Origin of the sequence: Streptomyces sp. NBC_01241 (assembly GCF_041435435.1) — a bacterium.
Lineage (GTDB): Bacteria > Actinomycetota > Actinomycetes > Streptomycetales > Streptomycetaceae > Streptomyces.
Window position 1 is genome coordinate 4,181,095 of sequence record NZ_CP108494.1, and the last position, 25,505, is coordinate 4,206,599.

21 protein-coding genes and 2 pseudogenes are annotated in these 25,505 nt (G+C 69.7%); 8 read left to right on the forward strand and 15 right to left on the reverse strand.

Translation table 11 applies throughout. The features are described from left to right. Window positions 1-72 precede the first annotated feature (72 nt). The 6 genes and pseudogenes from OG306_RS18560 to OG306_RS18585 all read right to left on the reverse strand — a co-directional run bounded on the left by OG306_RS18560 (window position 73) and on the right by OG306_RS18585 (window position 4,661). Complete coding sequence (locus tag OG306_RS18560) at window positions 73-1,041, reverse strand: SCO2400 family protein (RefSeq protein ID WP_432762236.1); 969 nt, start codon at window positions 1,039-1,041, stop codon at window positions 73-75. Window positions 1,042-1,350: 309 nt separating this feature from the next. Further along, window positions 1,351-1,932: a Uma2 family endonuclease gene (locus OG306_RS18565; RefSeq protein ID WP_266747230.1), complete on the reverse strand. Its 582-nt coding sequence runs from the start codon at window positions 1,930-1,932 to the stop codon at window positions 1,351-1,353. Window positions 1,933-1,998: 66 nt separating this feature from the next. Further along, window positions 1,999-2,817, reverse strand: a complete 819-nt coding sequence (locus tag OG306_RS18570; RefSeq protein ID WP_266747231.1) for a L,D-transpeptidase family protein — start codon at window positions 2,815-2,817, stop codon at window positions 1,999-2,001. Between the two features lie 325 nt (window positions 2,818-3,142). Beyond that, window positions 3,143-3,531: pseudogene (locus tag OG306_RS18575) on the reverse strand (dioxygenase); the annotation flags it as partial. Window positions 3,532-3,600: 69 nt separating this feature from the next. Continuing rightward, a complete protein-coding gene (locus OG306_RS18580; RefSeq protein WP_266747232.1) occupies window positions 3,601-3,798 on the reverse strand; it encodes a DUF397 domain-containing protein in 198 nt (65 codons plus the stop codon). 11 nt (window positions 3,799-3,809) lie between these two features. Further along, window positions 3,810-4,661, reverse strand: a complete 852-nt coding sequence (locus OG306_RS18585) for a helix-turn-helix domain-containing protein (protein WP_266747233.1) — start codon at window positions 4,659-4,661, stop codon at window positions 3,810-3,812. A 214-nt stretch (window positions 4,662-4,875) separates the two neighbouring features. Here OG306_RS18585 and OG306_RS18590 point away from each other — a divergent pair, with 214 nt between their 5' ends. Continuing rightward, on the forward strand, window positions 4,876-5,298 hold the full coding sequence (locus tag OG306_RS18590; RefSeq protein ID WP_266747234.1) for an ATP-binding protein: 423 nt from the start codon (window positions 4,876-4,878) through the stop codon (window positions 5,296-5,298). Between the two features lie 185 nt (window positions 5,299-5,483). On the opposite strand, the gene OG306_RS18595 is transcribed toward OG306_RS18590, so the two are convergent. From OG306_RS18595 to OG306_RS18615, 5 genes are all read right to left on the reverse strand, one after another. After that, window positions 5,484-6,359, reverse strand: a complete 876-nt coding sequence (locus OG306_RS18595) for an acyl-CoA thioester hydrolase/BAAT C-terminal domain-containing protein (protein WP_266747235.1) — start codon at window positions 6,357-6,359, stop codon at window positions 5,484-5,486. 148 nt (window positions 6,360-6,507) lie between these two features. Beyond that, window positions 6,508-8,292 (reverse strand): aspartate--tRNA ligase, encoded by a 1,785-nt coding sequence (gene aspS, locus OG306_RS18600; protein ID WP_266747236.1) that lies wholly within the window; start codon window positions 8,290-8,292, stop codon window positions 6,508-6,510. Between the two features lie 255 nt (window positions 8,293-8,547). Further along, the gene (locus tag OG306_RS18605) at window positions 8,548-9,612 is read right to left on the reverse strand and encodes an AI-2E family transporter (protein ID WP_266747237.1); all 1,065 of its coding nucleotides are present in this window, start codon (window positions 9,610-9,612) and stop codon (window positions 8,548-8,550) included. Between the two features lie 50 nt (window positions 9,613-9,662). After that, window positions 9,663-10,619, reverse strand: a complete 957-nt coding sequence (locus tag OG306_RS18610) for a pirin family protein (RefSeq protein ID WP_266747238.1) — start codon at window positions 10,617-10,619, stop codon at window positions 9,663-9,665. Between the two features lie 147 nt (window positions 10,620-10,766). After that, window positions 10,767-11,207: an SseB family protein gene (locus OG306_RS18615; RefSeq protein WP_072487501.1), complete on the reverse strand. Its 441-nt coding sequence runs from the start codon at window positions 11,205-11,207 to the stop codon at window positions 10,767-10,769. 172 nt (window positions 11,208-11,379) lie between these two features. On the opposite strand from OG306_RS18615, the gene OG306_RS18620 reads away from it, so the two are divergent. The 5 genes and pseudogenes from OG306_RS18620 (at window position 11,380) to OG306_RS18640 (ending at window position 19,000) form a co-directional block, all read left to right on the forward strand. Beyond that, entirely contained in the window at window positions 11,380-13,206 is a 1,827-nt protein-coding gene (locus OG306_RS18620; RefSeq protein ID WP_266747239.1) for an acyl-CoA dehydrogenase, read from the forward strand. A 73-nt stretch (window positions 13,207-13,279) separates the two neighbouring features. After that, a pseudogene (locus tag OG306_RS18625) lies at window positions 13,280-13,601 on the forward strand (Uma2 family endonuclease). An 88-nt stretch (window positions 13,602-13,689) separates the two neighbouring features. Further along, window positions 13,690-14,988 carry a M18 family aminopeptidase gene (locus OG306_RS18630; protein WP_266747240.1) on the forward strand — a complete coding sequence of 433 codons (1,299 nt, stop codon included), beginning with the start codon at window positions 13,690-13,692 and terminating at the stop codon, window positions 14,986-14,988. Between the two features lie 118 nt (window positions 14,989-15,106). Beyond that, window positions 15,107-18,127, forward strand: a complete 3,021-nt coding sequence (locus OG306_RS18635; protein WP_371665513.1) for an AfsR/SARP family transcriptional regulator — start codon at window positions 15,107-15,109, stop codon at window positions 18,125-18,127. Window positions 18,128-18,295: 168 nt separating this feature from the next. After that, window positions 18,296-19,000 (forward strand): DUF4232 domain-containing protein, encoded by a 705-nt coding sequence (locus OG306_RS18640; RefSeq protein WP_266747242.1) that lies wholly within the window; start codon window positions 18,296-18,298, stop codon window positions 18,998-19,000. 108 nt (window positions 19,001-19,108) lie between these two features. Here OG306_RS18640 and OG306_RS18645 read toward each other — a convergent pair whose 3' ends face one another. Next, the gene (locus OG306_RS18645) at window positions 19,109-20,935 is read right to left on the reverse strand and encodes an NHL domain-containing thioredoxin family protein (protein ID WP_266747243.1); all 1,827 of its coding nucleotides are present in this window, start codon (window positions 20,933-20,935) and stop codon (window positions 19,109-19,111) included. Between the two features lie 82 nt (window positions 20,936-21,017). Here OG306_RS18645 and OG306_RS18650 point away from each other — a divergent pair, with 82 nt between their 5' ends. After that, window positions 21,018-21,509 carry an LURP-one-related/scramblase family protein gene (locus OG306_RS18650; RefSeq protein ID WP_266747244.1) on the forward strand — a complete coding sequence of 164 codons (492 nt, stop codon included), beginning with the start codon at window positions 21,018-21,020 and terminating at the stop codon, window positions 21,507-21,509. A 126-nt stretch (window positions 21,510-21,635) separates the two neighbouring features. Here the strand turns inward: OG306_RS18650 and OG306_RS18655 are convergent, their stop codons facing one another. Continuing rightward, entirely contained in the window at window positions 21,636-22,436 is an 801-nt protein-coding gene (locus OG306_RS18655) for a carbon-nitrogen family hydrolase (protein ID WP_266747245.1), read from the reverse strand. A gap of 170 nt (window positions 22,437-22,606) precedes the next feature. Here OG306_RS18655 and OG306_RS18660 point away from each other — a divergent pair, with 170 nt between their 5' ends. Then, entirely contained in the window at window positions 22,607-23,431 is an 825-nt protein-coding gene (locus OG306_RS18660; protein WP_266747246.1) for a maleylpyruvate isomerase family mycothiol-dependent enzyme, read from the forward strand. A gap of 81 nt (window positions 23,432-23,512) precedes the next feature. Here OG306_RS18660 and OG306_RS18665 read toward each other — a convergent pair whose 3' ends face one another. Together OG306_RS18665 and OG306_RS18670 are read right to left on the reverse strand one after the other, a co-directional pair. Continuing rightward, the gene (locus OG306_RS18665) at window positions 23,513-24,823 is read right to left on the reverse strand and encodes an MFS transporter (RefSeq protein WP_266747247.1); all 1,311 of its coding nucleotides are present in this window, start codon (window positions 24,821-24,823) and stop codon (window positions 23,513-23,515) included. Continuing rightward, a complete protein-coding gene (locus OG306_RS18670; RefSeq protein ID WP_266747248.1) occupies window positions 24,820-25,500 on the reverse strand; it encodes a GntR family transcriptional regulator in 681 nt (226 codons plus the stop codon). Before OG306_RS18670 ends, OG306_RS18665 begins: the two co-directional genes overlap by 4 nt. Between the last annotated feature and the right edge of the window lie 5 nt (window positions 25,501-25,505).

Consider the following 25,505-nt stretch of genomic DNA (forward strand, 5'->3'; position numbering starts at 1 on the left):
CACAAGTCCGGCCGGGCGGTGCATGTTTCCGTCACAGCTAGCAGACGCCGGCGTGCGAGGACAACGGGGCAGTCAGCCGACGCACAGAACGAGCAGGCACAGCTGCTTCCGAGGTGCCGGCTCGGCCACCGACGTGTCCGGCGGGGGATTCGCAGCCGATGCGTCCGCACCGGTCCGCTCGGTGGAAGCGGGCGCGGTCGTATCGGGGACTGCGGCCGGGACCGGAGCCGGGGCGGGGTCTGTGGCGACGGCGTTGTCGACGTGCGTCACCTTGGACGACGCGGGTGCGCTGTGCGACGTCGCGCTCGTGGTCGCGGGGGGTTGAGCCACGGCGGCGGCCGCCGGCTGCCGGTCCGTCCGCACCGTGGCGGGCGTGGCGACGGTGATCTTCCGGTGCCGGCCCGTCGGCGTGGACGGATGAGAGCCGTGATCCCCCGAAACCCTGGTCTCCGGCTGCTCCGACACCGAGTCGGTGGTCGTCGTACGTGGCGCCGCGGTCACCGGGTCCGGCGGTGAGGCCGCCTGCGTGTGGCCGGCCGAAGGCCTGGTGGTCGGCATCGCGGCAACGGTCAGGCCGCCACCGACAAGAGCAATGGTCGTAGCGGCCAGGGCCCGACGCCGGTGCTTCTTCCAGCGCGCCAGCTGCCGGCGCCGGGCCGCCCGGCCCTGACCGGTACCGATGGGGACGGCGCCTTCGAAGCCGCTGAGTGATTCAGTGCCCGCCGCAGTGACCGATTCGGCGCCCGATTCAGCGCTCACCGCAGTGACCGATTCAGTGCCCGGCACAGTGTCCGACGCGTCCGACATCGTGTCTTCGAACGCGGCGCTACCCATCCATGCCGCATCGGAGCGATGAATGCCACGGTAGGACACCGAAGCGGGGACCTCCTCCGGACGCCAGGCCTCCCCCGCCGCCGCGATAGTGGCGACCGTGCCGTGGATGCGTCGGGCAGGTGGGGCGATGTCCGGAGCGTATGCGCCGCACCCTGGACACACGAGTGCCCCGTTGAGATTCCGGCGGCACGTGGAGCAGTAGTCCATCTGCGATCTTTCTGTGCTGACTGTGCCGCCGGTCGACCGGCGACCTGTTTCACGTTCGCACGCGGGGTCGAGCGGCCAGTAACGCTAACGGCACCGGCCGAACGTGGTGCGCAGCCCTTGTGGTGCTCCTGCGAAGATTTGCCGACGGTGGTACGCCGTTGCTGCCTGGGGTCGCCTCCCGGTGGGCGCGACGGTGACGCAGGGCGCGGTGCTGTTCCCCCGCCTGGAGGAGAAGCCGGCGTAACGCACAGGAAAGGCCGGGACGACACGAGCGGTCCCGGCCTTTTCCACTGCTCCGCCGCCTTCGGGTCAGCGGACCCAGTTCTTCAGCGGCTCCGTGTCCAGTTCGATGCCCACGGGGTCGGGCAGTTCGACAGTCTTCCCGTACGGAACCGTCACCACCTGCTCGTACCGCACGCCGTCGGGCTGCGAGTGCACCTTGACCTCGCAGGTGTCACGGTCGATCAGCAGATAGACGGGAATGCCGGTCTCGGCATACGCACGCGGCTTCTCCACGCGGTCCCGGCGGTCGGTGTCCTCGTCGTACGAGGTGACTTCGACGACCATCAGGACACCGTCGGGGCCGGCCCACTCGCCCTGGCCGACGAAGGCGCCACTGCGGGCGAGCGCACCGTCCGGGCGGGCGTTCCCCTTGCGGTACGTCTCGATTCGAAGGCCCTGTTCGGCGTAGAGCCAACGGTCCGGATCGGCCTGCATGCAAAGGCGCGTCAGCCATTCGATGATCCGCCCGTGATCCCCGTCCGGCGCAGCCTTGACTCCCAGTTTTCCGTTCACGAACTCCAGACGCAGTGCTTCTTCGGTGCGTATGGCGTGGCGGGCGAGGTCCTCGAAGACCTCCTGGGTCAGCACACTCTCCTCAACCACACCCATCACTGCCTCCTGAAGGAAACCGGGCTGCTTCCAGCGTACGGGCCCGCCACCCGGCCCGTGCCCGGTTCACCGCTCCAGCCCCTCCACGTCCCCTATGACGACGACCGGCTTCTTCTCCGGGTCGAGGATGCGGAGCAGTTCCCTCATCCGGTTCTCGGGGAGTGAGATGCAACCCTGGGTCGGACCGCCGTGGTCCACATGGATCCAGATGCCGCCACCGCGTTCCTGGCCGAGCGGGCGCACCGGGTCCAGCGGGGAGGCGCCGGGGACCCGGTTGTAGTCGACGGCGACGACGTAGTCGAAGGAACCCTCCAGGGTCTCCCCCTCGAACCCTTCACCACTCACCGCGAACTCCGGGCGCTGCTCGTACGGGAACGCGGTCTCCGGGGGTTCGAAGCGACCGCCCGCCGCCGTCAGTCCATAGACCCCCACCGGGGTGCGGAGGTCGCCCTCCCAGTGCTCGTCGGTCCAGCCGTTCAGGCCATTGTGGGCCGGCCAGCGGCCCGTGGCCGCGCGCCAGCCCCCGGCGGGATCGTCACGGGTATAGAGGACCGCAGTAGACAGGCTGGAGTCGTAGGAATCGCCCGTGACGACGAGCGCCTGCCGGGCGCCCGCCGGGATCCCGCCCCTGGTGCGCGGCCCCAGCGCGGGGATCTCACGGGGTACGAGGCGTGGCGCGTACGGACCGGGGGCGGCCCGCCCCCGGTCCCCGGCGGCTTGTGGACCCGCGACACCGGCGGAAGCAGAGGACGCCGCCCGGACCTCCTGGGTGCCGCCGGCGGTCTGGGAGGTATTGCCGCAGGCAGTGAGCAGCAGAATCGTTCCTGCACAGATGGCGTACGGGGGACGCCGGGCGGCCGATGGACGGTTCGCGGACACGGGCACTCCTCAGCGGTCGTGGGTGAAGACGGCACAGGCGGGGCTCCCCGTCATGCTTCGCCCCGCCGAACCCAGTTAACGCCGCGTCGCCGATGCGCGAATCCGCACGTGGGCCATACGGCTGTACCGCCCGCCGGACACACACATGAAAGGGGCCCGGAACCATGTCGGTCGTGTAGGTTCCGGTCCCTTCCCGCCCGTAGGGGCGCGGAGGCCTGAGGACAGGTCAGAGATCCGTGCCGTCGTACGCCTCGTCCGGGTCCACACCCATCGTGATCGAGCCGACGACACCCCGCGCCATGTGGCGCTTGCGGTACGAGAGCTTCATCAGCCCGCCCGTGGCCCCGCTCCGGTCGTAGATCCCCGGCGCGCCGCAGTGCCAGATGTCGACGGCTGCGTGCGCGACCGGCTTGCAGGTGCCGGAGTCGATCACCTTGAGCCGGAGGGTGAGGGGGATGCCCTCCTTGTCCTCGTGATGTCCTTCCGGAACTTGTCGGCGTCGATGTAGTACGGCCCCTCGGTCGTCTCCGAGGTGAGCCGGTAACACACCTCTCCCGATCCACCGCCGGACTTCTTGGCACCGGCCGTTTCCTCGTCGGCCGAGGCACTGGCAACGGCACTGGCCCCGATCCCGGCGGCCACGATCGTCGCATCCCCGGCGAGCACCATCCTGCGCCGCGTCATGTCCTTCTTGTGCGCGGGCCGTTGAGTCCCTGTCATGAACGCCGAGGCCAGACAGGGAAGCTGGGAGTGGCGTGCGGGCTGTGCGTTGCGGTGAGGCCGCGGCCGTCACACCCGGCCGAGCCGCCCGCCCTTCACATCCCGGACGAGCCCGGCAAACGCCACGGACGTGACCACCAGTTCCGTACCGGGATCATCGCCCTCGCGGAGCCGTATCCGGTCCCCGGCGGCGGCGAGCTCGACGCAGTCCGAGGAATCACCCCCGCCGGAGAACGAGGACTTCTGCCACATGGTGTCCGGAGTCATGCCGGGACCTTTCACACGCTTTGCACGAGGCGATGAATGAAGTCCCGTGACTCTACGACCCCGAGCGCTACGCCCTCCACCTTGCGCATGAGCTCCCGGTAGCGGCTGAGTTGTGCCTCCGCGTCAAGAAGAGCACCACCATGCGGTGTGTCCATCAGTACGGTGTCCAGCTGCGGCACCGATCCGCCGGCGTAGACAAGCGGGTCGCAGACTCCAGCGAAACCGTCCACAGCAAATGGCACCACGCGCACAGATACATGCTGTAGTTCCGACTGCTGAAGAATGTGCTCCAGCTGCCCCCGGGCAATCTTGCTGTCGCCTGCTCGAATCCTCAGCGCCGCTTCGTGAATCACCGCCTGATAGGGCACGGGACGGTCACCCGCCAGGATCTCCTGGCGCCGCAGCCGGAACCGTACGCGCAACTCAAGCTGTTCATCCGAGAGGCCCGGCACCGTGGAGGCAAAGATGGCCCGGATCTGCTCCTCGGTCTGAAGCAGCCCGGGAATCTGCACACTCTGAAACGTTCTCAGGTGGGTAGCGCTGTCCTCAAGTTCAGCCAGATCGAGGTAGCCGGAAGGCACCGACTCCCGAAACGCTTCCCACCAACCACGGGCCCGCTCGGCCGCCATCGCCGCGAGGGCCTCGACGAGTGCGACGTCGTCGCACGCGTAGTGACTGGCGAGGTAACGGACACGCTCCGCGCTCACACCCACGCGTGCCGATTCCATCGCCGAGATCTTGGTCTCGGCGATTCCGATGACCCGCGACGCTTCACGACCGCTCAGACCCGCTCGCTCCCTGAGCTTTCGCAGCTCGACACCGAGCCGTTCCTGACGGGCAGTGACGATACTTCTCGCCGGCATACAGCCCTCCCTCCAAGCGAGTTGAGTGATCGCAGTATCCCACCACCGCTTGACCGGGGTTCATTTGAACCCCTACCGTTTGTGACGCGACGCACACGCTGCGAAACCGGGACCCCGGAAGCGCACCGCCCCGCCATGCCATGACGGGTACGGCATGCCACCGCCCACAGACTGCCGCGCCCACAACCCCTCACGCACCAACGGGAGTTCCCGTATGCCGAACTCGCCCACGAGCACCGACGCCCCCTGGGAATACACGCTCTACATCCCTCACGACCCCCGCGCGGTCACGGTCTCCCGCCGCACTCTGCGCCTGATCCTCACCCTGCACGGCCTGCTCCCCCTCTCCGAAACCGCCGAGCTCGTCGCCACCGAGCTGGTCAGCAACGCGGTACGCCACACCAAGGGCCCGGCCGCGTTACGTCTGCGCTGGGCAAGCCGCGTACTGCGCATCGGCGTCTGGGACGCGGACCCCACCCCACCGGCGCCACCGCTGTCCGCATCCGCAGAAGCCGAAAACGGGCGCGGGCTCGACCTCGTCCGCAACTGCACTGATGGCTGGGGCTGGTATCAGCTCAGCAGCAACGGCAACTCAGGCAAGTTCGTCTGGTGCGAACTTGCCTCTATCGGAGCATGAGTTGCTCCGGTCCTCGTCCCAATGCCGTATCAACCAACCTTGATCTAACTGTGAGTTGACACCCTGGCCGATCACCAGGAAATCAAGAGGTCCACCAGATCGAAACCGGCCGAGCAACCCCTGCCGTTCTCCACCTGGAGCCTGGTCAGGCTCGCCGACTTCCCGGTCGCCGTTGGCGTGGCCGGTCAGTCTCCGCCATGGAGATCTCCACGGAGCGCGGCAACGATGTCCGACCAGGCCCTGGCACCGAGGGCCGCGTCGGTCTCCGCGGTGCCGCCGTAGCGGAACTGCCCGGAGTGCCTGGCAGGCCCTTCCCCGGGCAAACGGGGTCGGTGTCCGGCATCGGATGAGGTCACGAGCCTGGCTGGGCGTTGCCCTGCCAACGCGCGCCGTGCGGCCAGTTCCTGCGCGAATTCCAGCGACGGCCACATCTGATCGTCCCCGCCCGCAACGAGCACGATCTCCGCGGCGGATCGTTCGATGGGGATCGCGGCCTTCTGCGCAGCCTCGGTAAAGGCCTGCCAACTTTGCTCGTAGAGCGTCCGGCAGGCGATCGGCGCGCCCTCCGGCTCTTGCGGGGTCCAGTGCTCGTCGTAGGGAACGAACGGGACGGGCTCACCCTTCCAGGTCCACGACGACCGATAGGGGTAGGCATCCCCGTCGGTTCCGGGGCCGACGTTCGCCCAGACCACGGAGGTGGGCGACAGGGCCACCACCGCATCGACACGCGGATCGCGGACCGCCACGAGCAGTGCCGCCTCGGCGCCCTTCGACAATCCCAGCACACCGACTCTGCCGCTTCCCCGGGCTTTCAGGAAATCGATCGCCTCGACGAAGGTCTCCAGGGGAATCTCGCAGATTCCCTCTGGCTGGCGCTCACCACCGAACCAGCGAATCGACAGGGCGGTCATCCCCGCGCGGGCGAGAACACGACAGCGGTCGGTGTCAATACGGCCACTGGAACCAGCCAGCACCAGCACCCCCACCGCGCTGCCTCCCTCGGGCTCCACCAGAACACCCTCGCAAGGCTCACTGAGGGTGCGCTCGATGATTTCCATCATTCCCCCTGATGTGGTCGCGTCTCGCGATCATCTCAGCAGGCACCGAGTCGACCGCGCGCCGCTCCCACGTCTGCCGGAAACGGCGAACATCCCCCGGCCGACCCGGCCGGGGGATGTTTCACGTGGAACCAGGTTGTACGGGCGGCTGCTACTTCTCCGCCTTGTCCTTCGCCGATGCCGCCGGCTTGCGGAGCTGGATGTTCAGCTCGCGCAGGCGGGACTCGTCCAGCTCCGTCGGGGCGCCCATCATCAGGTCCTGGGCGTTGCCGTTGAGCGGGAAGGCGATCGTTTCGCGGATGTTGGGCTCGTCGGCCAGGAGCATCACGATGCGGTCGACTCCCGGGGCGATGCCGCCGTGCGGCGGGGCGCCGAGGCGGAAGGCGCGGAGCATGCCCGCGAACTCGTGCTCGACGGTCTCGCGGTCGTAGCCGGCGATCTCGAAGGCCTTGAGCATCACATCGGGCTCGTGGTTGCGGATGGCGCCGGAGGACAGCTCGATGCCGTTGCAGACGATGTCGTACTGCCAGGCGAGGATGTCGAGGGGGTCCTTCTCCTCCAGGTCCTTCATGCCGCCCTGGGGCATCGAGAAGGGGTTGTGGGAGAAGTCGATCTTCCCGGTGTCCTCGTCCTTCTCGAACATCGGGAAGTCGACGACCCAGCAGAACCGGAAGACGCCCTCCTCGAAGTGGCCGGCGCGCTTGGCGGCCTCGACGCGGACGGCGGACATGATCTTCGAGACCTCGTCGAACTCGCCCGCGCCGAAGAAGACCGCGTGGCCGGGGGCGAGGGACAGACGCTCGGTGAGGGTCTTGATGTCGGTCTCGGTGAGGAACTTGGCGATCGGGCCGGTGAGGCCGCCGTCCTCGCCGACGCGGACCCAGGCCAGGCCCTTGGCGCCGTGCTGGACGGCGTAGTCGCCGAGGCCGTCGAAGAACTTCCGGGACTGGCCGGCGGTGTCCGGGACCGGGAGGGCGCGGACGTGCTTGCCGGCGAACGCCTTGAACTCCGAGTCGGCGAAGATGTCGGAGATGTCGACCAGTTCCAGCTGGGCGCGCAGGTCCGGCTTGTCGTTGCCGTACTTCAGCATCGCCTCGCGGAACGGGATGCGCGGGAACGGCGAGGTGACGTGGCGGCCGTTGCCGAACTCCTCGAAGAGCTCGGTCATCAGCTTCTCGATCGGCCGGAAGACGTCCTCCTGCTCGACGAACGACATCTCGACGTCGAGCTGGTAGAACTCGCCGGGCGAACGGTCGGCGCGGGCGTCCTCGTCGCGGAAGCACGGCGCGATCTGGAAGTAGCGGTCGAAGCCGGAGATCATCAGCAGCTGCTTGAACTGCTGCGGGGCCTGGGGCAGGGCGTAGAACTTGCCCGGGTTCAGGCGGGACGGGACGACGAAGTCGCGGGCGCCCTCGGGGGACGTCGCGGTGAGGATCGGGGTCGCCATCTCGTTGAAGCCGAGCGCCACCATCTTGGCGCGGATCGAGGCGATGACGGCCGAGCGCAGCATGATGTTGCGGTGCATGCGCTCGCGGCGCAGGTCCAGGAAGCGGTACTCCAGGCGCCGCTCCTCGTTGACCCCGTCCTCGGCGTTGATCGTGAAGGGCAGCGGGGCGGCCTCGCCCAGCACCTCGACCTCGGTGACCTCGATCTCGATCTCGCCGGTCGGGAGCTCCGGGTTCACGTTGTCGGCGCCGCGCGCGGAGACCTTGCCGTCAATCCGTACGACGGTCTCCTTGGTGAGCTTCGCCAGGGCCTCGTTGCCGGGGGTGCCGGGACGGGCGACGAGCTGCACCAGACCGTAGTGGTCGCGCAGATCGATGAAGAGGATGCCGCCCAGGTCTCGGCGATTGTGCAGCCAGCCGCTCAGTCGGACGTCGGTGCCGACGTCAGAGGCGCGGAGCTCGCCGCAGGTGTGGGACCTGTACCGATGCATTCTCGTTCATCCAGTCTTCGCGGTTCGGGGTGGATTCAGCCTCCCCAGGCTACCGCCCGCACCCGTACCAAATCATTGACATTGACATTTCAAGATCATCCGAGGGCCGGGAGACGACCTCCGAGGGGTGCCCGGACCGTTCCCGTTCCGCGCCCGGAACGGCCTCGGGCGGCTGCCCACGGTGGTGTCCGCAGCGCAGACCTTCTCGGAGTAGGGCAATACCCGGCACCACCGGCGCGCACGACGGTTCCGTCCTCAGGCGCCGGACGGGCTGGAGCGCCCGCCCCGCTCTCCGCGCAGTTCACCGAGGATGCCGAAGGCCGCCGCGCAGGCCGGCACCGCGAGCAGCATGCCCAGCAGGCCCGCCACACTGGCGCCCGCGGTGATCGCGATCATGATGGTGGCCGGGTGCATCTGGACCGTACGGCTCTGGATCATCGGCTGCAGGACGTGGCCCTCCAGCACCTGTACCGCGAGCACGACCCCCAGCGCCCAGAGCGCGATCACGAACCCCCGGTCGGCGAGCGCGACGAGCACCGCGACCGTGCCGGAGATGAACGCCCCGAGGTAGGGGATGTAGGCGCCGACGAAGACCAGCGCACCGAGCCCCACCGCACCCGGCACTCTCAGGATCAGCAGACCCACGGTGATGCACACCGCGTCGATCAGCGCGATGAACGTGGTGCCGCGCATGAAGCCCTGCACGGCCTCGAAGGCCCGCCGCCCCATGGCCTCGACCAGGTCCCCGGTGCCGCGCGGGGCGATCGAGTGGGCGAGGCCCGCGGCCTTGTCGGAGTCGCGCAGGAAGAAGAAGGTCAGCAGGAGGGCGAGGACGCTGGTCGCGATCAGCGAGCCGATCAGGCTGATCCCGGACAGGAGCCCGCCCGCGGCGCTCGCGCCGAACTTCTGGACGAGTTTCTGGGCGTTCACGGCGAGGTCGTTCACATTGGTCTGCTTGCTGATCCCGAAGTGGTCGACGACCCACTGCGCGGTGTCCTTCAGCGAGCGGAGGATCTGGTCGCCGGTGTCGACCAGCGCGGTGACGACGATGTAACCGGCCCCGCCGACCACCGCGACGAGCAGGGCGCAGGTGAGCCCCGCGGCCAGCGAACGGTTCATTCCGCGGGCGGTCAGCCGACGGTGGACCGGTCCGAGCAGCGCCGTACCGAGCAGCGCGAGCAGTACGGGCGTGACCGCGGTCTTGAAGATGACGCACAGCCAGACGGCAACCGCAGCAACCCCGGTGACGAGGAGAACGACACCGCACCAGGCGGCTGTGCGCCGCGCACCATCGGGCAGGAGGGGCTTGGGGGTCTGCACCCTCCCACCCGATCACGGTGCGGGTGTGATGTCCACTCCGTCCACGGGTGTCACATTCCGTGGACCGCGGGCACCGTACCGAGGCGGCCGGCCTGGAAGTCCTCGAAGGCCTGCTTCAGTTCGGCCTGGCTGTTCATCACGAACGGTCCGTAGTGCGCCATCGGCTCGCGGATCGGACGTCCGCCGAGCAGGACGACCTCCAGGTCCGGGGTGTTGCCGTCCTGCTTCTCGTCCGCACGGACGGTCAGCGAGGAACCGGCGCCGAAGACCGCGGTCTGCCCCATGTGGACGGGGCGGTGCTCCGCGCCGACGGTGCCACGCCCGGCGAGGACGTACGCGAGTCCGTTGAACTCCTCACGCCAGGGCAGGGTCACCTCGGCGCCGGGGCGGACGGTGGCGTGGATCATCGTGATCGGGGTGTGCGTGATGCCGGGGCCCTCGTGCCCGTCGAGCTCACCGGCGATGACGCGGAGCAGCGCGCCGCCGTCCGGGGAGGCGAGGAGCTGGACCTGGCCGCCGCGGATGTCCTGGTAGCGGGGGGCCATCATCTTGTCGGCCTTGGGCAGGTTCACCCAGAGCTGGAGGCCGTGGAAGAGGCCGCCCGACACCACGAGGGACTCCGGCGGCGCCTCGATGTGCAGGAGGCCGGATCCGGCGGTCATCCACTGGGTGTCACCGTTCTGGATGGTGCCGCCGCCACCGTTGCTGTCCTGGTGGACGAAGGTTCCGTCGATCAGGTACGTCACGGTCTCGAAGCCGCGGTGCGGGTGCCACGGGGTGCCCTTCGGCTCTCCGGGCTGGTACTCCACCTCACCCATCTGGTCCATCATGATGAACGGGTCGAGGTACTTGTAGTTGATCCCGGCGAACGCGCGGCGAACCGGGAAGCCTTCGCCCTCGAATCCGCTCAGCGCCGTGGTGACGGCGAGCACGGGACGGGCCGTGGCGTCGCCCGAGGCGGCGACCTTGGGCAGGGTCAGCGGGTTTTCGACGGTCACTGCGGGCATGGGAGCCACCTCCGGGATTGTCCTGAGCTCAATTTAGTTGAATGGTGAACATCCCGCAAGGCGACATTCATTCCCGCACCCCGCCACCACGACGAGAAGGGGCCCGTACCTGGCGGTACGGGCCCCTTCTCGAACGAAGACCGGAGGTCAGCCGTACATACGGCGCATCGCGAAGTCGACCATCTGCTCCACGGCCTTGGCGTCGAAGACCATGCGGTGCTCGCCCTCCATGTCGAGGACGAAGCCGTAGCCGGTCGGCAGCAGGTCGATCACCTCGGCCCCGGTGATCACGAAGTACTTGGACTCCTTGCCCGCGTACAGCCGCAGCTCCTTGAGCGTGGTGAACATCGGGATCACCGGCTGCTGGGTGTTGTGCAGCGCGAGGAATCCGGGGTTGTCGCCGCGCGGGCAGTAGACCTTCGACGTCGCGAAGATCTGCTGGAAGTCCTCGGCGGACAGCGAGCCGGTCGTGAAGGCCCGTACCGCGTCCCCCAGGGACGGCGGCGAGGGCTCGGGATACAGCGGCTGCTCGCCGTAGCCGCCACCCATCTGCTGCTGTGCGCCGGGGTTCTGGTCGTAGCCGTACATGCCGCAAAGAGTAATCGGACACATCAAGCCCTTGAGGGGTTGCGTCTTATTACTGGCGGGTAGCATCATCGTAGAGGTCAGCTGATATGCGCACCGCCAGCTCGTCGCCCACCCGGCCCACGCCCCCTCCCGGGGTGCTGCACGCCACTGCTATTGATTACGGAGCCTTCCCATGGGGCACTACAAGTCGAATCTCCGCGACATCGAGTTCAACCTCTTCGAGGTCCTCGGGCGCGACAAGACGTACGGCACCGGCCTGTTCGCCGAGATGGACGTCGAGACGGCGAAGAGCATCCTCGACGAGGTCGCCCGCCTCGCGGAGAACGAGCTGGCCGACTCCTTCGCCGACGCCGACCGCAACCCGCCGGTCTTCGACCCGGAGACCAACACCGCACCGGTCCCGGAGACCTTCAAGAAGTCGTACCAGGCGTTCATGGACTCCGAGTACTGGCGTCTGGGCCTGCCCGAGGAGATCGGCGGCACCACCTCCCCGCGCTCCCTGATCTGGGGCTACGCGGAGCTGCTGCTCGGCTCGAACCCGGCCGTCTGGATGTACTCCTCCGGCCCGGCGTTCGCCGGCATCCTCTTCGACGAGGGCAACGAGGCGCAGAAGAAGATCGCCGAGATCGCCGTCGAGAGGCAGTGGGGTTCGACGATGGTGCTGACCGAGCCGGACGCCGGTTCGGACGTCGGCGCGGGCCGTACGAAGGCCGTCGAGCAGGAGGACGGCTCCTGGCACATCGAAGGTGTGAAGCGCTTCATCACCTCGGGCGAGCACGACATGTCCGAGAACATCATCCACTACGTACTGGCCCGCCCCGAGGGCGCCGGCCCCGGCACCAAGGGCCTCTCGCTCTTCATGGTCCCGAAGTTCCACTTCGACTGGACCACCGGCGAGCTGGGCGAGCGCAACGGCGTGTACGCGACGAACGTCGAGCACAAGATGGGTCTCAAGGCGTCCAACACGTGCGAGATGACGTTCGGCGACCAGCACCCCGCCAAGGGCTGGCTGATCGGCGACAGGCACGACGGCATCCGCCAGATGTTCCGCATCATCGAGTTCGCCCGCATGATGGTCGGCACGAAGGCCATTGCGACCCTCTCGACCGGTTACCTGAACGCGCTGGAGTACGCCAAGGAGCGCGTCCAGGGCACGGACCTGTCGCAGTTCATGGACAAGACCGCCCCCAAGGTCACCATCACGCACCACCCCGACGTGCGCCGCTCCCTCATGACGCAGAAGGCGTACGCGGAGGGCATGCGCTCCCTCGTCCTCTACACCGCCTCCGTCCAGGACGCGATCCAGGAGAAGGAGGCCGCCGGCGAGGACGCCAAGGCACTACACGGCCTCAACGACCTGCTGCTCCCGATCGTGAAGGGCTACGGCTCCGAGAAGTCGTACGAGCAGCTGGCGCAGTCGCTCCAGACGTTCGGCGGCTCCGGGTACCTCCAGGAGTACCCGATCGAGCAGTACATCCGTGACGCCAAGATCGACACGCTGTACGAGGGCACGACGGCGATCCAGGGCCAGGACTTCTTCTTCCGGAAGATCGTCCGCGACCAGGGCGCCTCGTTCAACGCGCTCTCCGAGGAGATCAAGAAGTTCCTCTCGGGCGCCCAGGGCAACGAGGAGCTGTCCGGTGCGCTGGACTCGCTCGCCAAGGCGGCCGTGGACCTGGAGGCGATCGTCGGCACGATGATCAACGACCTGACCGCGACCGGCGAAGACGTCAAGAACATCTACAAGGTGGGCCTCAACACCACCCGCCTGCTGATGGCCTCCGGCGATGTCGTCGTCGGCTACCTGCTGCTCAAGGGCGCGGCCGTCGCGGCCGAGAAGCTGCCGGCCGCCGCCGCGAAGGACGTCGCCTTCTACCGGGGCAAGATCGCCGCCGCGAAGTTCTTCGCCGCGAACGTCCTGCCGGGCGTCTCCACCGAGCGGGCGCTCGCCGAGTCCGTCGACAACTCGCTGATGGAGCTGGACGAGGCCGCGTTCTAGGCTCTCCCTCTCAAGATCGTCAACACGCACCGTCACCCGGACACGCTTTCGGGTGGCGGTGCTGTCGTATCAGCTGGATACGCTGAACGCACGGCCGAGAAATCACGACCGCCGAGGCAGCTACCAGGCAGCCGATGTCCTGCTCGCCGTCGAGGTCGTCTCGCCCGATTCCGAGGCCAGGGACCGCGACACCAAGCCGCACAAGTACGCAGGGGCGGGCATCCCGAATTTCTGGCTCGTCGAGATGACCGAGAACGGCCGACCCGTGGTCTGGACCTACGCACTCGACCCGGTCAACACAGGCATACGCCTCCACCGGCGTCCACCACGACCGGCTGAAGCTCTCCGATCCGTACGACATCGACATCGACCTGACCGCCATCGACCGGCTGTAGGCCCCCGCCCCGGCCTGGTGGACACCCCGCGGTATGGCCCGCGGACGACGGTGAAACCTGCCCGTCCGGCCTCGTTACAGTGAAGAACATGAGTTCCTCCCTCCGCTTCGACCGCGGTCACACCGACGACCTGATGGCCTTCCTGATGGCTTCCCCCTCCCCGTACCACGCCGTGGCCACCGCGGCCGAGCGGCTGGAGAAGGCCGGATTCCGCCAGGTCGAGGAGACCGCGGCCTGGGACGGCACCAGCGGCGGGAAGTACGTCCTGCGCGGCGGTGCGATCGTCGCCTGGTACGTGCCGGAGGGCGCCGCGGCGCACACCCCGTACCGGATCGTCGGAGCGCACACCGACTCGCCGAACCTGCGGGTCAAGCCGCTGCCCGACACGGGGGCGTACGGCTGGCGGCAGGTCGCCGTGGAGATCTACGGCGGAACGCTCCTCAACACCTGGCTCGACCGTGACCTCGGCCTCGCCGGCCGCATCTCGCTGCGCGACGGCACGCACCGGCTGGTGAACATCGACCGGCCGCTCCTGCGCGTACCGCAGCTGGCCGTGCATCTGGACCGGTCGGCCAACCCCGACGGGCTGAAGCTCGACCGGCAGAAGCACATGCAGCCGATCTGGGGGCTCGGGGACGTCGAGGAGGGCGACCTGATCCGGTTCGTCGCCGAGGAGGCGGGCGTCGACGCCGCGGACGTGACCGGCTGGGACCTGATGCCGCACCCCGTCGAGCCGCCCGCCTACCTGGGCCGGGACCGCGAGCTGCTGGCCGGGCCCCGGATGGACAACCTGCTCTCCGTGCACGCGGCGACCGCCGCGCTCGCCGCCGTCGCCGGGCAGCCGGACTCCGAGCTTCCGTACATCCCGGTCATGGCCGCCTTCGACCACGAGGAGAACGGCTCGCAGTCCGACACCGGCGCCGACGGACCGCTGCTCGGCACGGTCCTGGAGCGTTCCGTCTTTGCCCGCGGCGGTGCGTACGAGGACCGCGCCCGGGCCTTCGCCGGGACCGTCTGTCTCTCCTCCGACACCGGCCACGCGATCCACCCCAACTACGCCGAGCGCCACGACCCGACCCACCACCCGGTGGTCAACGGCGGACCGATCCTCAAGGTCAACGTCAACATGCGGTACGCGACCGACGGCAGCGGCCGGGCCGTGTTCGCGGCGGCGTGCCGGAAGGCGGACGTGCCGTGGCAGACGTTCGTCTCCAACAACTCGATGCCGTGCGGCACCACGATCGGCCCGATCACCGCCGCCCGGCACGGCATTCAGACCGTGGACATCGGCGTCGCGATCCTGTCGATGCACAGCGCCCGTGAACTGTGCGGTGCGGACGACCCGTACCTGCTGGCCAACGCGCTGGCGGCTTTCCTGGTGGGCTGAGCGCGCCGGCCGCGCCGACCGGGCGCAACCCTTCGCCGGCTCCACGGCACCCCCGATACCCTGGGTCATTGCCCGTGCCCCCATCTCGGGTGCACCCCGCCCGGAAGGGAACCGGTACGTGGAGTTCCGGCTGCTCGGCACCGTCTCCGTCGACACTGGCACCGGGCCGTTGCCGCTCGGCCCGGCCAAACGCCGCAGCCTGCTGGCCGCGTTGCTGCTGTCCGCCAACACACCCATATCCGTCGGCCGGTTGACGGAATCCCTGTGGGACGACGAGCCGCCGCTGCACGCCCGCAGCATCATCCAGGGGCATGTGTCGCGGCTGCGCGCCCTCCTGGTGGGCGCGGACGCGGAGGCGTACGGGGTGGAACTGATCACGCTCGGCGACGCGTACGTGCTGCGGCTGCCGGAAACCCTGCTGGACTCACAGCGGTTCGAGGAACTGCTGATCCTGGCGCGGGAACAGCGCAGCGCCGCCGACGCCGTGCTGATGCTCAAGGAGGCCCTGTCCCTGTGGCAGGGCCCGGCGCTCACCGGCGCGTTCGCCGGCCCGCCGCTCCAGGCCGCCGCGCAATCGCTGGAGGAGTCGCGGCTGGCCGCGGTCGAGCAACTGGCATGCGCCTACGCGGCGCTGGGGGAACACAGCCGGGCGGCATCGGTGCTGCGGGCGGAAGCGGTCGCCCATCCGATGCGGGAGTCGCTGGCGGCGGCGCTGATGACGGCGCTGTACCGGGCGGGGCGTCAGTCGGAGGCGCTGGACTGGTTCCACCGCACGCGGCGGCTGCTCGCCGATGAGCTGGGGATCGACCCGGGCCACGAACTCGCCGACGCGTACGCGCTGATCCTGCGCGGCGAGCCCGGCCCGGACGTGCGCGCCGAACCGGCCGACCGCTCGTGGGTCTTGAGCAGCGGTACGGGGGGAAGAGGCGCCGGGACAGGAGCCGGTGTCCGGCCGGAAGCCGGAGGACGAGCCGGTACGGGAGCCGGGGCCGGCGTCGGAGCCGGTACGGAAACCTGGCCGGCAGCCGGTACGGGAGCCGGGGCCGGAGCCCGTACGGAAGCCGGAGCGCGAGCCGGTACGGGAGCCGGGGCCGGAGCCCGTACGGAAGCCGGAGCGCGAGCCGGTACGGGAGCCGGGGCCGGAGCCCGTACGGACAGCACGCCCGGCCCGCCGCCGCCGCCCTGCCCCCTGGCTCCGCCGCCGCCTCTCGTCGGGGAGCCGCACCCCACCGATCTACTGCCCCGCGCACCCCGCGGCTTCCACGGCCGGGTCCCCGAACTGGCCGCGCTCACCCGGGCCGCGGCGGGCGAGGCACCCGTCTGTCTGGTCACCGGACCGGCCGGAGTGGGAAAGACCGCGCTGGCCCTGCAGTGGGCGCACCGCAACCCCGCCGCCTTCCCGGACGGACGGCTCTTCGCCGATCTGCGCGGGTTCAGCGACACCGGAGAGCCCGCGCTGATCGAGGTCCTGCGCGAGTTCCTGCTGGCGCTCGGCGTCGCACCGCGCCGCGTCCCCGAGTCCGTGCCCGCCGCGGCCGCGCTCTTCCGGTCCCTGACCGACCGGCGCCGGCTGCTCGTCGTCCTCGACAACGCCCGCGACTCCGCCACCGTCAGGCCCCTGCTGCCGGGTGGCACCGACTGCGTCACGCTGGTCACCAGCCGGCACCGGCTGGAAGGTCTCATCGCCTCGGAGGCGGCCCGCCCCGTCCCGCTCGACGTACTCGAACCGCAGGACGGCACGGCCCTGCTGGCCGGTGTGCTCGGCGAGGAACGGGTCCTCGCCGAACCCGTTGCCGCCCGCCGGCTCGCCGGCCTCTGCGGCGGACTGCCGCTCGCCCTGCGCGTCACCGCGGCCCGGCTTGCCGGACGTCCGCAGCGGACGCTGGCCGGGATGGCCGACGAACTGGCAGACGAACGCAGCCGGCTGACGTACCTCGACGTCGACGACACCGGTGTCTCGGCCGCGCTGCGGCTGACCGTGCAACAGCTTCCGCCGGACGCCGTCCACCAGTTCACCCGGCTCGGCCACCACCCCGGCAGCCACTTCGACCCGCACACCGCCGCCGCACTCGCCGGCACGGACCCGGTCGCCGCCGCCGCAGCGCTGGAACGGCTCGCCACCGCCCACCTCGTCACCGAAACGGCACCCGGCCGCTGGGGACTGCACGATCTGGTCCGCCTCTACGCGCGCGGCCTGGACCCCGCGTGCGGACCCGAGGCCCTCGTCTGCGTCCTCGACCACTACATAGCCACCGCGCTCGCCGCCGCCGACACGGCCGAACCCGCCGGCGAGCCCTGCTTCGTCCTGCCGGACGGCTACCACCGCCCCGCCGCCGTCAGGGACTTCACCGACCGGGCGGCGGCGATGAGCTGGCTGGCCGCCGAACGCGACGATCTGGCCCTGGCCGCCGTCGCGGCCCGGACCGCCGGGCTCGACGACCGGGCCTGGCGGATCATCCTGCTCCAGTGGCCGCAGGTGGTGTGGCGGGTCCGGGACGGCTGGGCCCCGCTGCTGGAACTGGCCCTGGACTCCGCCCGTGCCGAGAACGATCCGTATGCCGAGTCGCGGGTGCTCAATCTGCTGGGCTGGGTGCTGACCGAGGAGGGCAGGCACGCCGAGGCCGTCGCCCTGCTGGAGCGCTCGCCCGCCCTCGCCCGGCAGGCCGGAGACCGGCTCGGCGAGGCGACGGCGCTGATCAACCTGGCCATCGTCCAGGCCGAACAGGGCGAGCTCGACCTGGCGCTGGAGGGCTGCGAACGGGCCGTCGGCCTGGCCCGCGAGGAATCCGACGCGCACACCGAGATGCTCGCCCTGCAGCACCTCGCCCGGATGCAGCTCACCGCCGACCGCCCGCAGGACGCCCTGCACTCCGCCCGGACGGCGCTCGACCTCGGGCCCGAGCACGAGGAGCCCACGCTCCGGATGCTGCTGCTGACCGTCAGCGGCGAGGCCCGGCTGGCACTCGGCGAGGAGGACGACGGCATCCGGCTGCTGGACCTGGCGGCGAGGGAGGCGGAAACCGCCGGTTACGACGAGGGCGCGGTCCGGGCCCTCGAAGCGCTGCTACGGGTGACGGCACGGACGGAGTACCGCAAACGGTACGACGAGGCGGTCCGGCGGCTCATCAACGGCGGCTGAGCCGCTCACCCGCGGTGACGTGAGAGTGGCGGTCCCGGACGTCAGCGGGACGTCAGCGGGACGCCAGCGGAACGTGAGCGAAGCACCCCAGACTCATACATGTCAGCAGGTCAGTGGCGCTCGCCAGTGACCAGGCGTCCGCCGCACCGTCACACTCGGGGAAATTCCATGAGCACGCTCCGCAACCGCACCACTGTCCTCGCCGCCGCGACCACCGCGGTGCTCGCCCTGGCCCTGACCGCCTGCGATGGGGACGACTCCGGTACGAAGTCCGCCGGCCCGGCGTCGGGCAACTCCGCAGCCGCCTCTTCGCCGGAGACTCCGAAGGACGCCTCCGCCGCAAACACCGACACCGCCAAGGGCAGCGGTACGGCGGGCGGCAGCACCACGACGGGCGGCGACACCAGCGACAGCTACGCCTACAAGCACCCGTGCAAGAGCGGGGACCTGTCGGTGCGCGTGTACCCCCGCGAGGGCTCGGCCACCCAGCAGGTGATCGAGGTCAACAACACCGGCGCGAACTCCTGCGGCCTGAGCTACTTCCCGCAGGTCAGACTGGGCGCCTCGAAGGCCTCGGACCACAGTGGCGACATCAAGCCGGCCGTACCGGGCGGCCTGGGCGGCGCACCCGCGTACCCGGTCAAGCCCAAGACGGCCGCCATCGCGGTGATCGACCTCAACCCGAGCGGTGCGAACGGCCTGACCTGGATCGACGAGATGAACGTGCTCGCCGACGGCGACCACATGGCCAACGCGGAGACGCAGAACTTCGAGCTCGGCCCCGATGTGAAGGTGCTCGACCCGAAGCTCGGCCTGTACCGGAGCACGGTCGCCGAAGCGGTGAGCTCCATGAAGCAGGCGGGCACCTCCTGACCCGCTGAGCCGGGCCGTACGACGAGCCCCGCGGGACGCGGCCCCTACCCCGCCGCACACACCGCACCCGGCGCAGAAGGCCCTCCGTGTCCGGGGCTCCGCGCGCCGTCAGGCCTGCTCGTCCATCCCTGCCAGCACCAGCGGCAGCCGGGGCGTTCCCTCCGCGGTCACGCGGACGGGGACGCCCCAGTCCTGTTGGTGGACATGGCAGGCCGGGTACTCGTTCGCCGGGTCGTCGTCGCAGGACGCCGCCATCGCGGACACGTGTAGGACCCCCTCGGTGACACCGTCGGCCAGCACCAGGTCACGGAAGAGATCGGTGCCCGGACCGGAGCCCTTCGCCAGCAGCTCGGGCGGGGTCGACGAGATCAGCAGGCGGGTCGAGGGACCGTACCGGGTGTCCAGCTTCTGCCCGGCGGGCGCCTGGAAGACCACATCGAGCCGGAGCGTGCCCGGGGCGATCTCGGTGGCCGCGCGCCGCGTGTGGTGTGCCTGGCCGGCGACGCGCACGGCCTCCTCGGGAAGCCGCAGCCGGGTCAGCCGGTGCCGGGCGGACTCGACGACGACGAGATCGCCGTCGGCCAGGACGGCGTCGCTGGGCTCGCGCAGATCCGTGGCGAGGGTGGTGACCTCGCCGCTCACGGGGTCGTAGCGCCGCAGCGCGTGGTTGTAGGTGTCGCAGACGGCGACGGACCCGTCGGGCAGCGCGGTCACGCCCAGCGGGTGCTGGAACAGCGCCTGCTCCGCTCCGCCGTCGCGGTGTCCGAAGTCGAAGAGTCCGGTGCCGACGGCCGTACGGACGACGAAGCCGGTGCCGTCCCGCTCGACGTACCGCAGGGCGGACGTCTCCGAGTCGGCGATCCACAGCCGCTCCCCGTCGGCCGACGTGGCGAGGCCGGACGGCTGGGCGAACCAGGCCTCGTCGGCCGGCCCGTCGACCAGGCCCTCATTGGTCGTGCCCGCGGCGGCCCGCACGGTCCCCGTCGCGGGGTCGTACGTCCACAGCTGGTGCACGCCCGCCATGGCGATCCACAGCCGGTCCGCGAACCAGGCGACGTCCCAGGGGGAGGACAGGTCGACCTCGCGGGCCGGGCCCGTCGTCGGCGAACCCTGCCACCACTGACGGCCCGTGCCGGCGAGGGTCGTCGTCACCCCGGTGGTGAGGTCGAGGGCGCGAATCGCGTGGTTGACGGTGTCGGCGATCGCGATCCGGCCGTCGGGCAGTACCGCGAGCCCCTGCGGCTCGGAGAACCGGACCTCGTCGGGCCCACCGTCGGTGAACCCCCTGTCCCCTGTTCCGACGTGACGGCGAACCGTTTCACCGTCCCGTTCGATCTCGACCAGGCGGTGCCGGGTGGTGTCCGAGACGAGGAAGCCGCCGTCCTGCAGGAGCAGGGCCTTGCCGGGGAACCGGAGATGCGTGGCGACCGGCTCGGGTGCGACGTAGGGGCCGTCGCCGCGGCGCAGCGTGCCCTTCGCCCCGTGCTCGGTCTCCAGCTCCTCGACCAGCTTCTCGATGGCGTGCGCGTGGCCCTCACCGGCGTGCTGGGCGACGATGTAGCCCTCGGGGTCGATGACGACGAGCGTGGGCCAGGCGCGTACGGCGTACTGCTTCCAGGTCGCCAGCTCCGGGTCGTCGAGGACCGGGTGGTGGACCTCGTACCGCTCGACGGCGTCGACGACTGCCTGGTGCTCGGCCTCGTGGACGAACTTCGGCGAGTGCACACCGATGATCACGACGGTGTCGCGGTGCTTCTCCTCCAGTTCGCGCAGCTCATCGAGAACATGGAGACAGTTCACACAGCAGAAGGTCCAAAAATCCAGGATCACAATGCGTCCTCGCAGGTCAGCGAGGGTGTACTGCTGTTCGCCTGTATTGAGCCAGCCCCCCTTGCCGATCAGCTCCGGGGCCCGGACGCGCGCACGTGTTGCCATGTGGACAGTCAACAACACCATGGCCCGCACTCATTCCGGAGGGTCCACGTATTCCGGGCGGTCCTGGGGGAACCTGTGAGCCATGAGATTCCTGGTGCGTGAACGGCTCTTCTCTGTAGGCGACGACTACTGGATCGAGGACGCGGACGGTCGCAAGGTCTTCCTCGTCGACGGCAAGGCCATGCGGGTGCGTGACACCTTCGAGCTGAAGGACGCGCAGGGCCGGATTCTGGTCGAGATCCGGCAGAAGCTGCTCAGTCTGCGCGACACGATGCTCATCGAGCGGGACGGCGAGCAGCTCGCCAAAGTCAAGCGCAAGCGACTGTCGCTGCTGCGCAACCACTACCGGGTCACGCTGGTGGACGGTACCGAGCTCGATGTCAGCGGCAAGATCCTGGACCGGGAGTTCGCCATCGACTACGACGGGGAGCTGCTGGCCCAGGTCTCGCGGCGGTGGCTGACCGTCCGGGACACGTACGGCATCGACGTCGTACGGGAGGACGCCGACGTGGCGCTGCTCATCGCCGTATCAGTGTGCGTCATCGTGCTCGCCGACAAGGAGTACGAGGACTGACGGACTCGAAAAACAAGTCCGTCGAGGGGGTCCCCCATGCTCTTAAGGCCATAGGGAACTTGAGGACAAAACGATCAGCGGGTGGGTCCGGCGATGACATCGAACCCGGTTTCACGTGAAACGTGACTACTCGCCCGTCTCGGGCGGAGCCAGCCCCAGCCGCCGGTCCTTGAGCGCCGGGAACTGCTCGCGCGTGGCAGCGACCTTCGACGGGTCGAACTCCACGCTCAGCACCTCCTCGTCGGCGCCCGCCTCCGCGAGCACCTCGCCCCACGGGTCGACGACGATGCTGTGTCCGGCCTGCTGGATTCCGGCATGGGTGCCCGCGGTCCCGACGGCCAGGAGGTACGACTGGTTCTCGACGGCGCGGGCCCGGGCCAGCAGCGTCCAGTGGGCGCGGCGGCGCTCGGGCCAGCCCGCGGCGACGATCAGCGTCTCGGCGCCCGCGTCCACCAGGCCGCGGAACATCTCCGGGAAGCGCAGGTCGTAGCAGGTGGCGAGGCCCAGGGTGGTCTGCGGCAGGGCGACCGTGACGAGGTCCTCGCCGGCGCCCATCATGACCGCCTCGCCCTTGTCGAAGCCGAAGCGGTGGACCTTGCGGTACGTGGCGGCCCGCTCGCCCTCGGGCGTGAAGACGAGCGCCGTGTTGTAGAGGGTGCCGTCGGCGGCGCGCTCGACGAAGGAGCCCGCGTGCAGCCAGACCCCGGCGTCGGCCGCGGCCTTGGCCATGATGTCGTGGGTGGGTCCCTGGAGCGGTTCGGCCTCGTCGGCGAAGGAGGTATACGCGAAGGCACCGACCGGCCAGAGCTCTGGTAGAACCACCAGATCCGCACCGCGCTGGTCCGCGATCAGCGAAGCCGCGCGCTGCCTACGGGAATTGACCGATTCGTCCGGGTCTACTGCGATCTGGATGAGGGAGGCGCGCACACTACCACCGTCCTGGCATTCGAGCCGTCAACACGGGCCTACGATCGTCACACGAAAGCACTGCCGGGGTGCCTGCTCGCAGCGTAACTTAGCGATCGAACCTCCCACGCAGTCCGCCGCCCGCGCCCAGCACTCCAGCCCATGCACCGCAGAACCGCACGAGGGGTCCCGTGACCGTCCATCCCAGCCTCCAGACCTACGCCGATGCCTGGACCCACTCCATCGAGTCGATCGCCGAGCTGGTGAAGCCACTCGCCGAGGGAGAGTGGAACAGCCGTACACCGTGCCCCAACTGGTCGGTGCGTGACATCGTCTCGCACGTCATCGGCATGGAGAGCGAGCAGCTCGGCGACCCGCGTCCGATCCACACGCTGCCGCGCGACCTCTTCCACGTACAGAGCGACTTCGCCCGGTACATGGAGATGCAGGTCGATGTGCGGCGTCACCACACCGCGCCGGAGATGACCTCCGAGCTGGAGTACACGATCATTCGCCGCGCACGTCAGCTGCGTAACGAGACCCGTGCCCCCGAGACCACGGTCCGGGCGCCGCTGGGCGCCGAGCAGACCCTCGAACTGGCGCTTCGGATGCGGGCCTTCGACGTCTGGGTGCATGAGCAGGACCTGCGGACGACGCTGGGGCGGCCTGGCAATCTGGACTCCCCCGGCGCCTTCGTCGTCCGGGACACCCTGCTCGCCGGGCTGCCGAAGGTGGTCGCCAAGGACGCGGGCGCACCGGCCAATTCGGCGATCGTGCTCGATGTGCACGGGGCGCTGGAGTTCCTTCGCACGGTCAGGGTCGACGCGGAGGGCCACGGCTCGGTGGACGGTTCGCCGTCGCTCGGGCCCGCGGTGACGCTGGCGATGGACTGGGAGACGTACTACCGCCTCGCCTGCGGGCGGGTGCGCGCGGCCGCGGTCGCGGACCGGATCAAGATCGAGGGCGACCCGGACCTGGCGGCGGCGATCCTGCAGAACTTCGCCGTGACGCCGTAGCGCCCCGGCGCCGCACCCCGGTGATCGGCGGCGCCCGTCGTGCGAGGACGGGCGCGCCGCCGATCCGGCGCGACAGGCGCGTCACACGGGCACGTGCACGGCCTCCACGCGGCTGATCACATGGTGGTCCCGCTCCCGGTGCGTGGCTCGGGAGTGCAGCCGCAGAATCTGTACGACGCCGAGCGACTCCAGTACGAAGACCGAGGCGAAAGCGATCCGGTAGTTGTCCCCGGTCGCGTCCAGCAGCACGCCGACGGCGAACAGCGTGGTCATCGAGGCGATGAAGCCGCCCATGTTGACGATGCCCGACGCGGTGCCCTGGCGCTCCGGCGGGTTGGCGGGCCGTGCGAAGTCGAAGCCGATCATCGAGGCGGGACCGCACGCGCCGAGCACCACGCACAGGACGATCAGTAGCCACATCGGCGCGTGGTCGCCCGGGTAGAAGATGGCCGACGCCCAGAGCAGCGCCGTCCCCGCGACCGTCCCGAGGGCCAGCGGCGCGCGGGCCGCGTGGTGGCGGGCGATGATCTGCCCGTAGACCAGCCCGAACGCCATGTTGGAGAGCACCACCAGGGTGAGCAGCTCACCGGCGGTGGACCGGCTCAGCCCCTGCGCCTCCACCAGGAACGGCAGCCCCCACAGGAGCAGGAACACCATGGCCGGGAACTGCGTGGTGAAATGCACCCACATACCGAGCCGGGTGCCGGGCTCCCGCCAGGCGGCGGCGATCTGCCGGCGTACGTAGGCGGCGCCCGCGTGCTCGGCGGGCGGCGGCTCGTGGCCCTCGGGGTGGTCCTTCAGGAACAGCAGAAGGAGTACGAGGACGAGAACCCCGGCGGCGGAGCTGCCGACGAAGGTGGTGGTCCAGCCGAATCCGTGCAGGGCCCGCGCGATGAAGAGCGTCGAAACGAGGTTGCCCGCCATCCCGAAGAGCGCGGCGACCTGCCCGATCAGCGGACCGCGCCGCGCCGGGAACCAGCGGGCGCCGAGCCGCAGCACACTGATGAACGTCATCGCGTCGCCGCAGCCGAGCAGCGCCCTGGAGGCCAGCGCCATGCCGTACGAGGGGGAGAGCGCGAAGCCCAGCTGCCCCAGGGTGAACAGGACGGCCCCGAGGGTGAGGACCTTCTTGGTGCCGAGCCGGTCGACCATCAGGCCGACGGGTATCTGCATGCCCGCGTAGACGAGCAGCTGAAGGATGGAGAACGTGGAGAGCGCGGAGGCGTTGACGTGGAACCGGTCGGCGGCGTCGAGTCCGGCGACACCCAGGCTGGTGCGGAAGATGATGGCGACGAAGTAGACCGCGACACCGATGCCCCAGACCCACACGGCCCGCCGGCCGCCGGGCGGATCACCGGGCAGGGACAGGGTGGGCGCCGCGGCGGAACTCATCGGTCCTCACCCCTGACGAGCACCTTGACCCGGCTGACATGACGCCGCACGACCTGCGCGGCACCGTCCGCGTCGCCGGACCTGATGGCCTCCAGCAGCTCACCGTGCTCGGTGATGTTCGCGGCGATCCTCCCCGGGTGCGCCTCCATCACGGCGACGCCCATCCTCAGCTGACGGTCGCGCAGCTGGTCGTAGAGGCGCGAGAGGATGTCGTTGCCCGCGTTGCGCACGATCTCGGCGTGGAAGCAGCGGTCCTTCACTGACACCGCGGCCAGATCCCCCGCCTGGGCCAACTGCCGCTGCTCTTCGAGAAGTTCTTCGAGCCGCCCGATCAACCGCGCGGAGGCGGGCACGGCCTTGCGGACCGCGAACTCCTCGACCAGCAGCCGGGTCTCCACCACGTCCGCGATCTCCTGGGCGGAGACGGCGAGCACGAGAGCCCCCTTCTTCGGATACAGCTTGATCAGCCCCTCGGCCTCCAGCCGCAGCAGCGCCTCACGCACGGGCGTACGGGAGACTCCGACGGCCTCCGCGAGATCGCCTTCGGTGAGGAGCGTGCCGCCCTCGTAGCGGCGGTCCAGGACGGCTTCCTTGATATGGGCGTAGACGCGCTCGGCGGCGGAGGACTTCTCGGCGGGCTTCACACGGGGCTTCACGACTGGGGGTGCGGCAGGCATGTACA

Coding starts and splice junctions, on each gene's coding strand:
- OG306_RS18560 (WP_432762236.1), bottom strand. CDS start 1,041: ATGGACTACTGCTCCACGTGCCGCCGGAATCTCAACGGGGCACTCGTG.
- OG306_RS18565 (WP_266747230.1), bottom strand. CDS start 1,932: ATGGGTGTGGTTGAGGAGAGTGTGCTGACCCAGGAGGTCTTCGAGGAC.
- OG306_RS18580 (WP_266747232.1), bottom strand. CDS start 3,798: ATGACTCCGGACACCATGTGGCAGAAGTCCTCGTTCTCCGGCGGGGGT.
- OG306_RS18585 (WP_266747233.1), bottom strand. CDS start 4,661: ATGCCGGCGAGAAGTATCGTCACTGCCCGTCAGGAACGGCTCGGTGTC.
- OG306_RS18590 (WP_266747234.1), top strand. CDS start 4,876: ATGCCGAACTCGCCCACGAGCACCGACGCCCCCTGGGAATACACGCTC.
- OG306_RS18595 (WP_266747235.1), bottom strand. CDS start 6,359: ATGATGGAAATCATCGAGCGCACCCTCAGTGAGCCTTGCGAGGGTGTT.
- aspS (WP_266747236.1), bottom strand. CDS start 8,292: ATGCATCGGTACAGGTCCCACACCTGCGGCGAGCTCCGCGCCTCTGAC.
- OG306_RS18610 (WP_266747238.1), bottom strand. CDS start 10,619: ATGCCCGCAGTGACCGTCGAAAACCCGCTGACCCTGCCCAAGGTCGCC.
- OG306_RS18615 (WP_072487501.1), bottom strand. CDS start 11,207: ATGTACGGCTACGACCAGAACCCCGGCGCACAGCAGCAGATGGGTGGC.
- OG306_RS18620 (WP_266747239.1), top strand. CDS start 11,380: ATGGGGCACTACAAGTCGAATCTCCGCGACATCGAGTTCAACCTCTTC.
- OG306_RS18630 (WP_266747240.1), top strand. CDS start 13,690: ATGAGTTCCTCCCTCCGCTTCGACCGCGGTCACACCGACGACCTGATG.
- OG306_RS18640 (WP_266747242.1), top strand. CDS start 18,296: ATGAGCACGCTCCGCAACCGCACCACTGTCCTCGCCGCCGCGACCACC.
- OG306_RS18645 (WP_266747243.1), bottom strand. CDS start 20,935: ATGGCAACACGTGCGCGCGTCCGGGCCCCGGAGCTGATCGGCAAGGGG.
- OG306_RS18650 (WP_266747244.1), top strand. CDS start 21,018: ATGAGATTCCTGGTGCGTGAACGGCTCTTCTCTGTAGGCGACGACTAC.
- OG306_RS18665 (WP_266747247.1), bottom strand. CDS start 24,823: ATGAGTTCCGCCGCGGCGCCCACCCTGTCCCTGCCCGGTGATCCGCCC.
- OG306_RS18670 (WP_266747248.1), bottom strand. CDS start 25,500: ATGCCTGCCGCACCCCCAGTCGTGAAGCCCCGTGTGAAGCCCGCCGAG.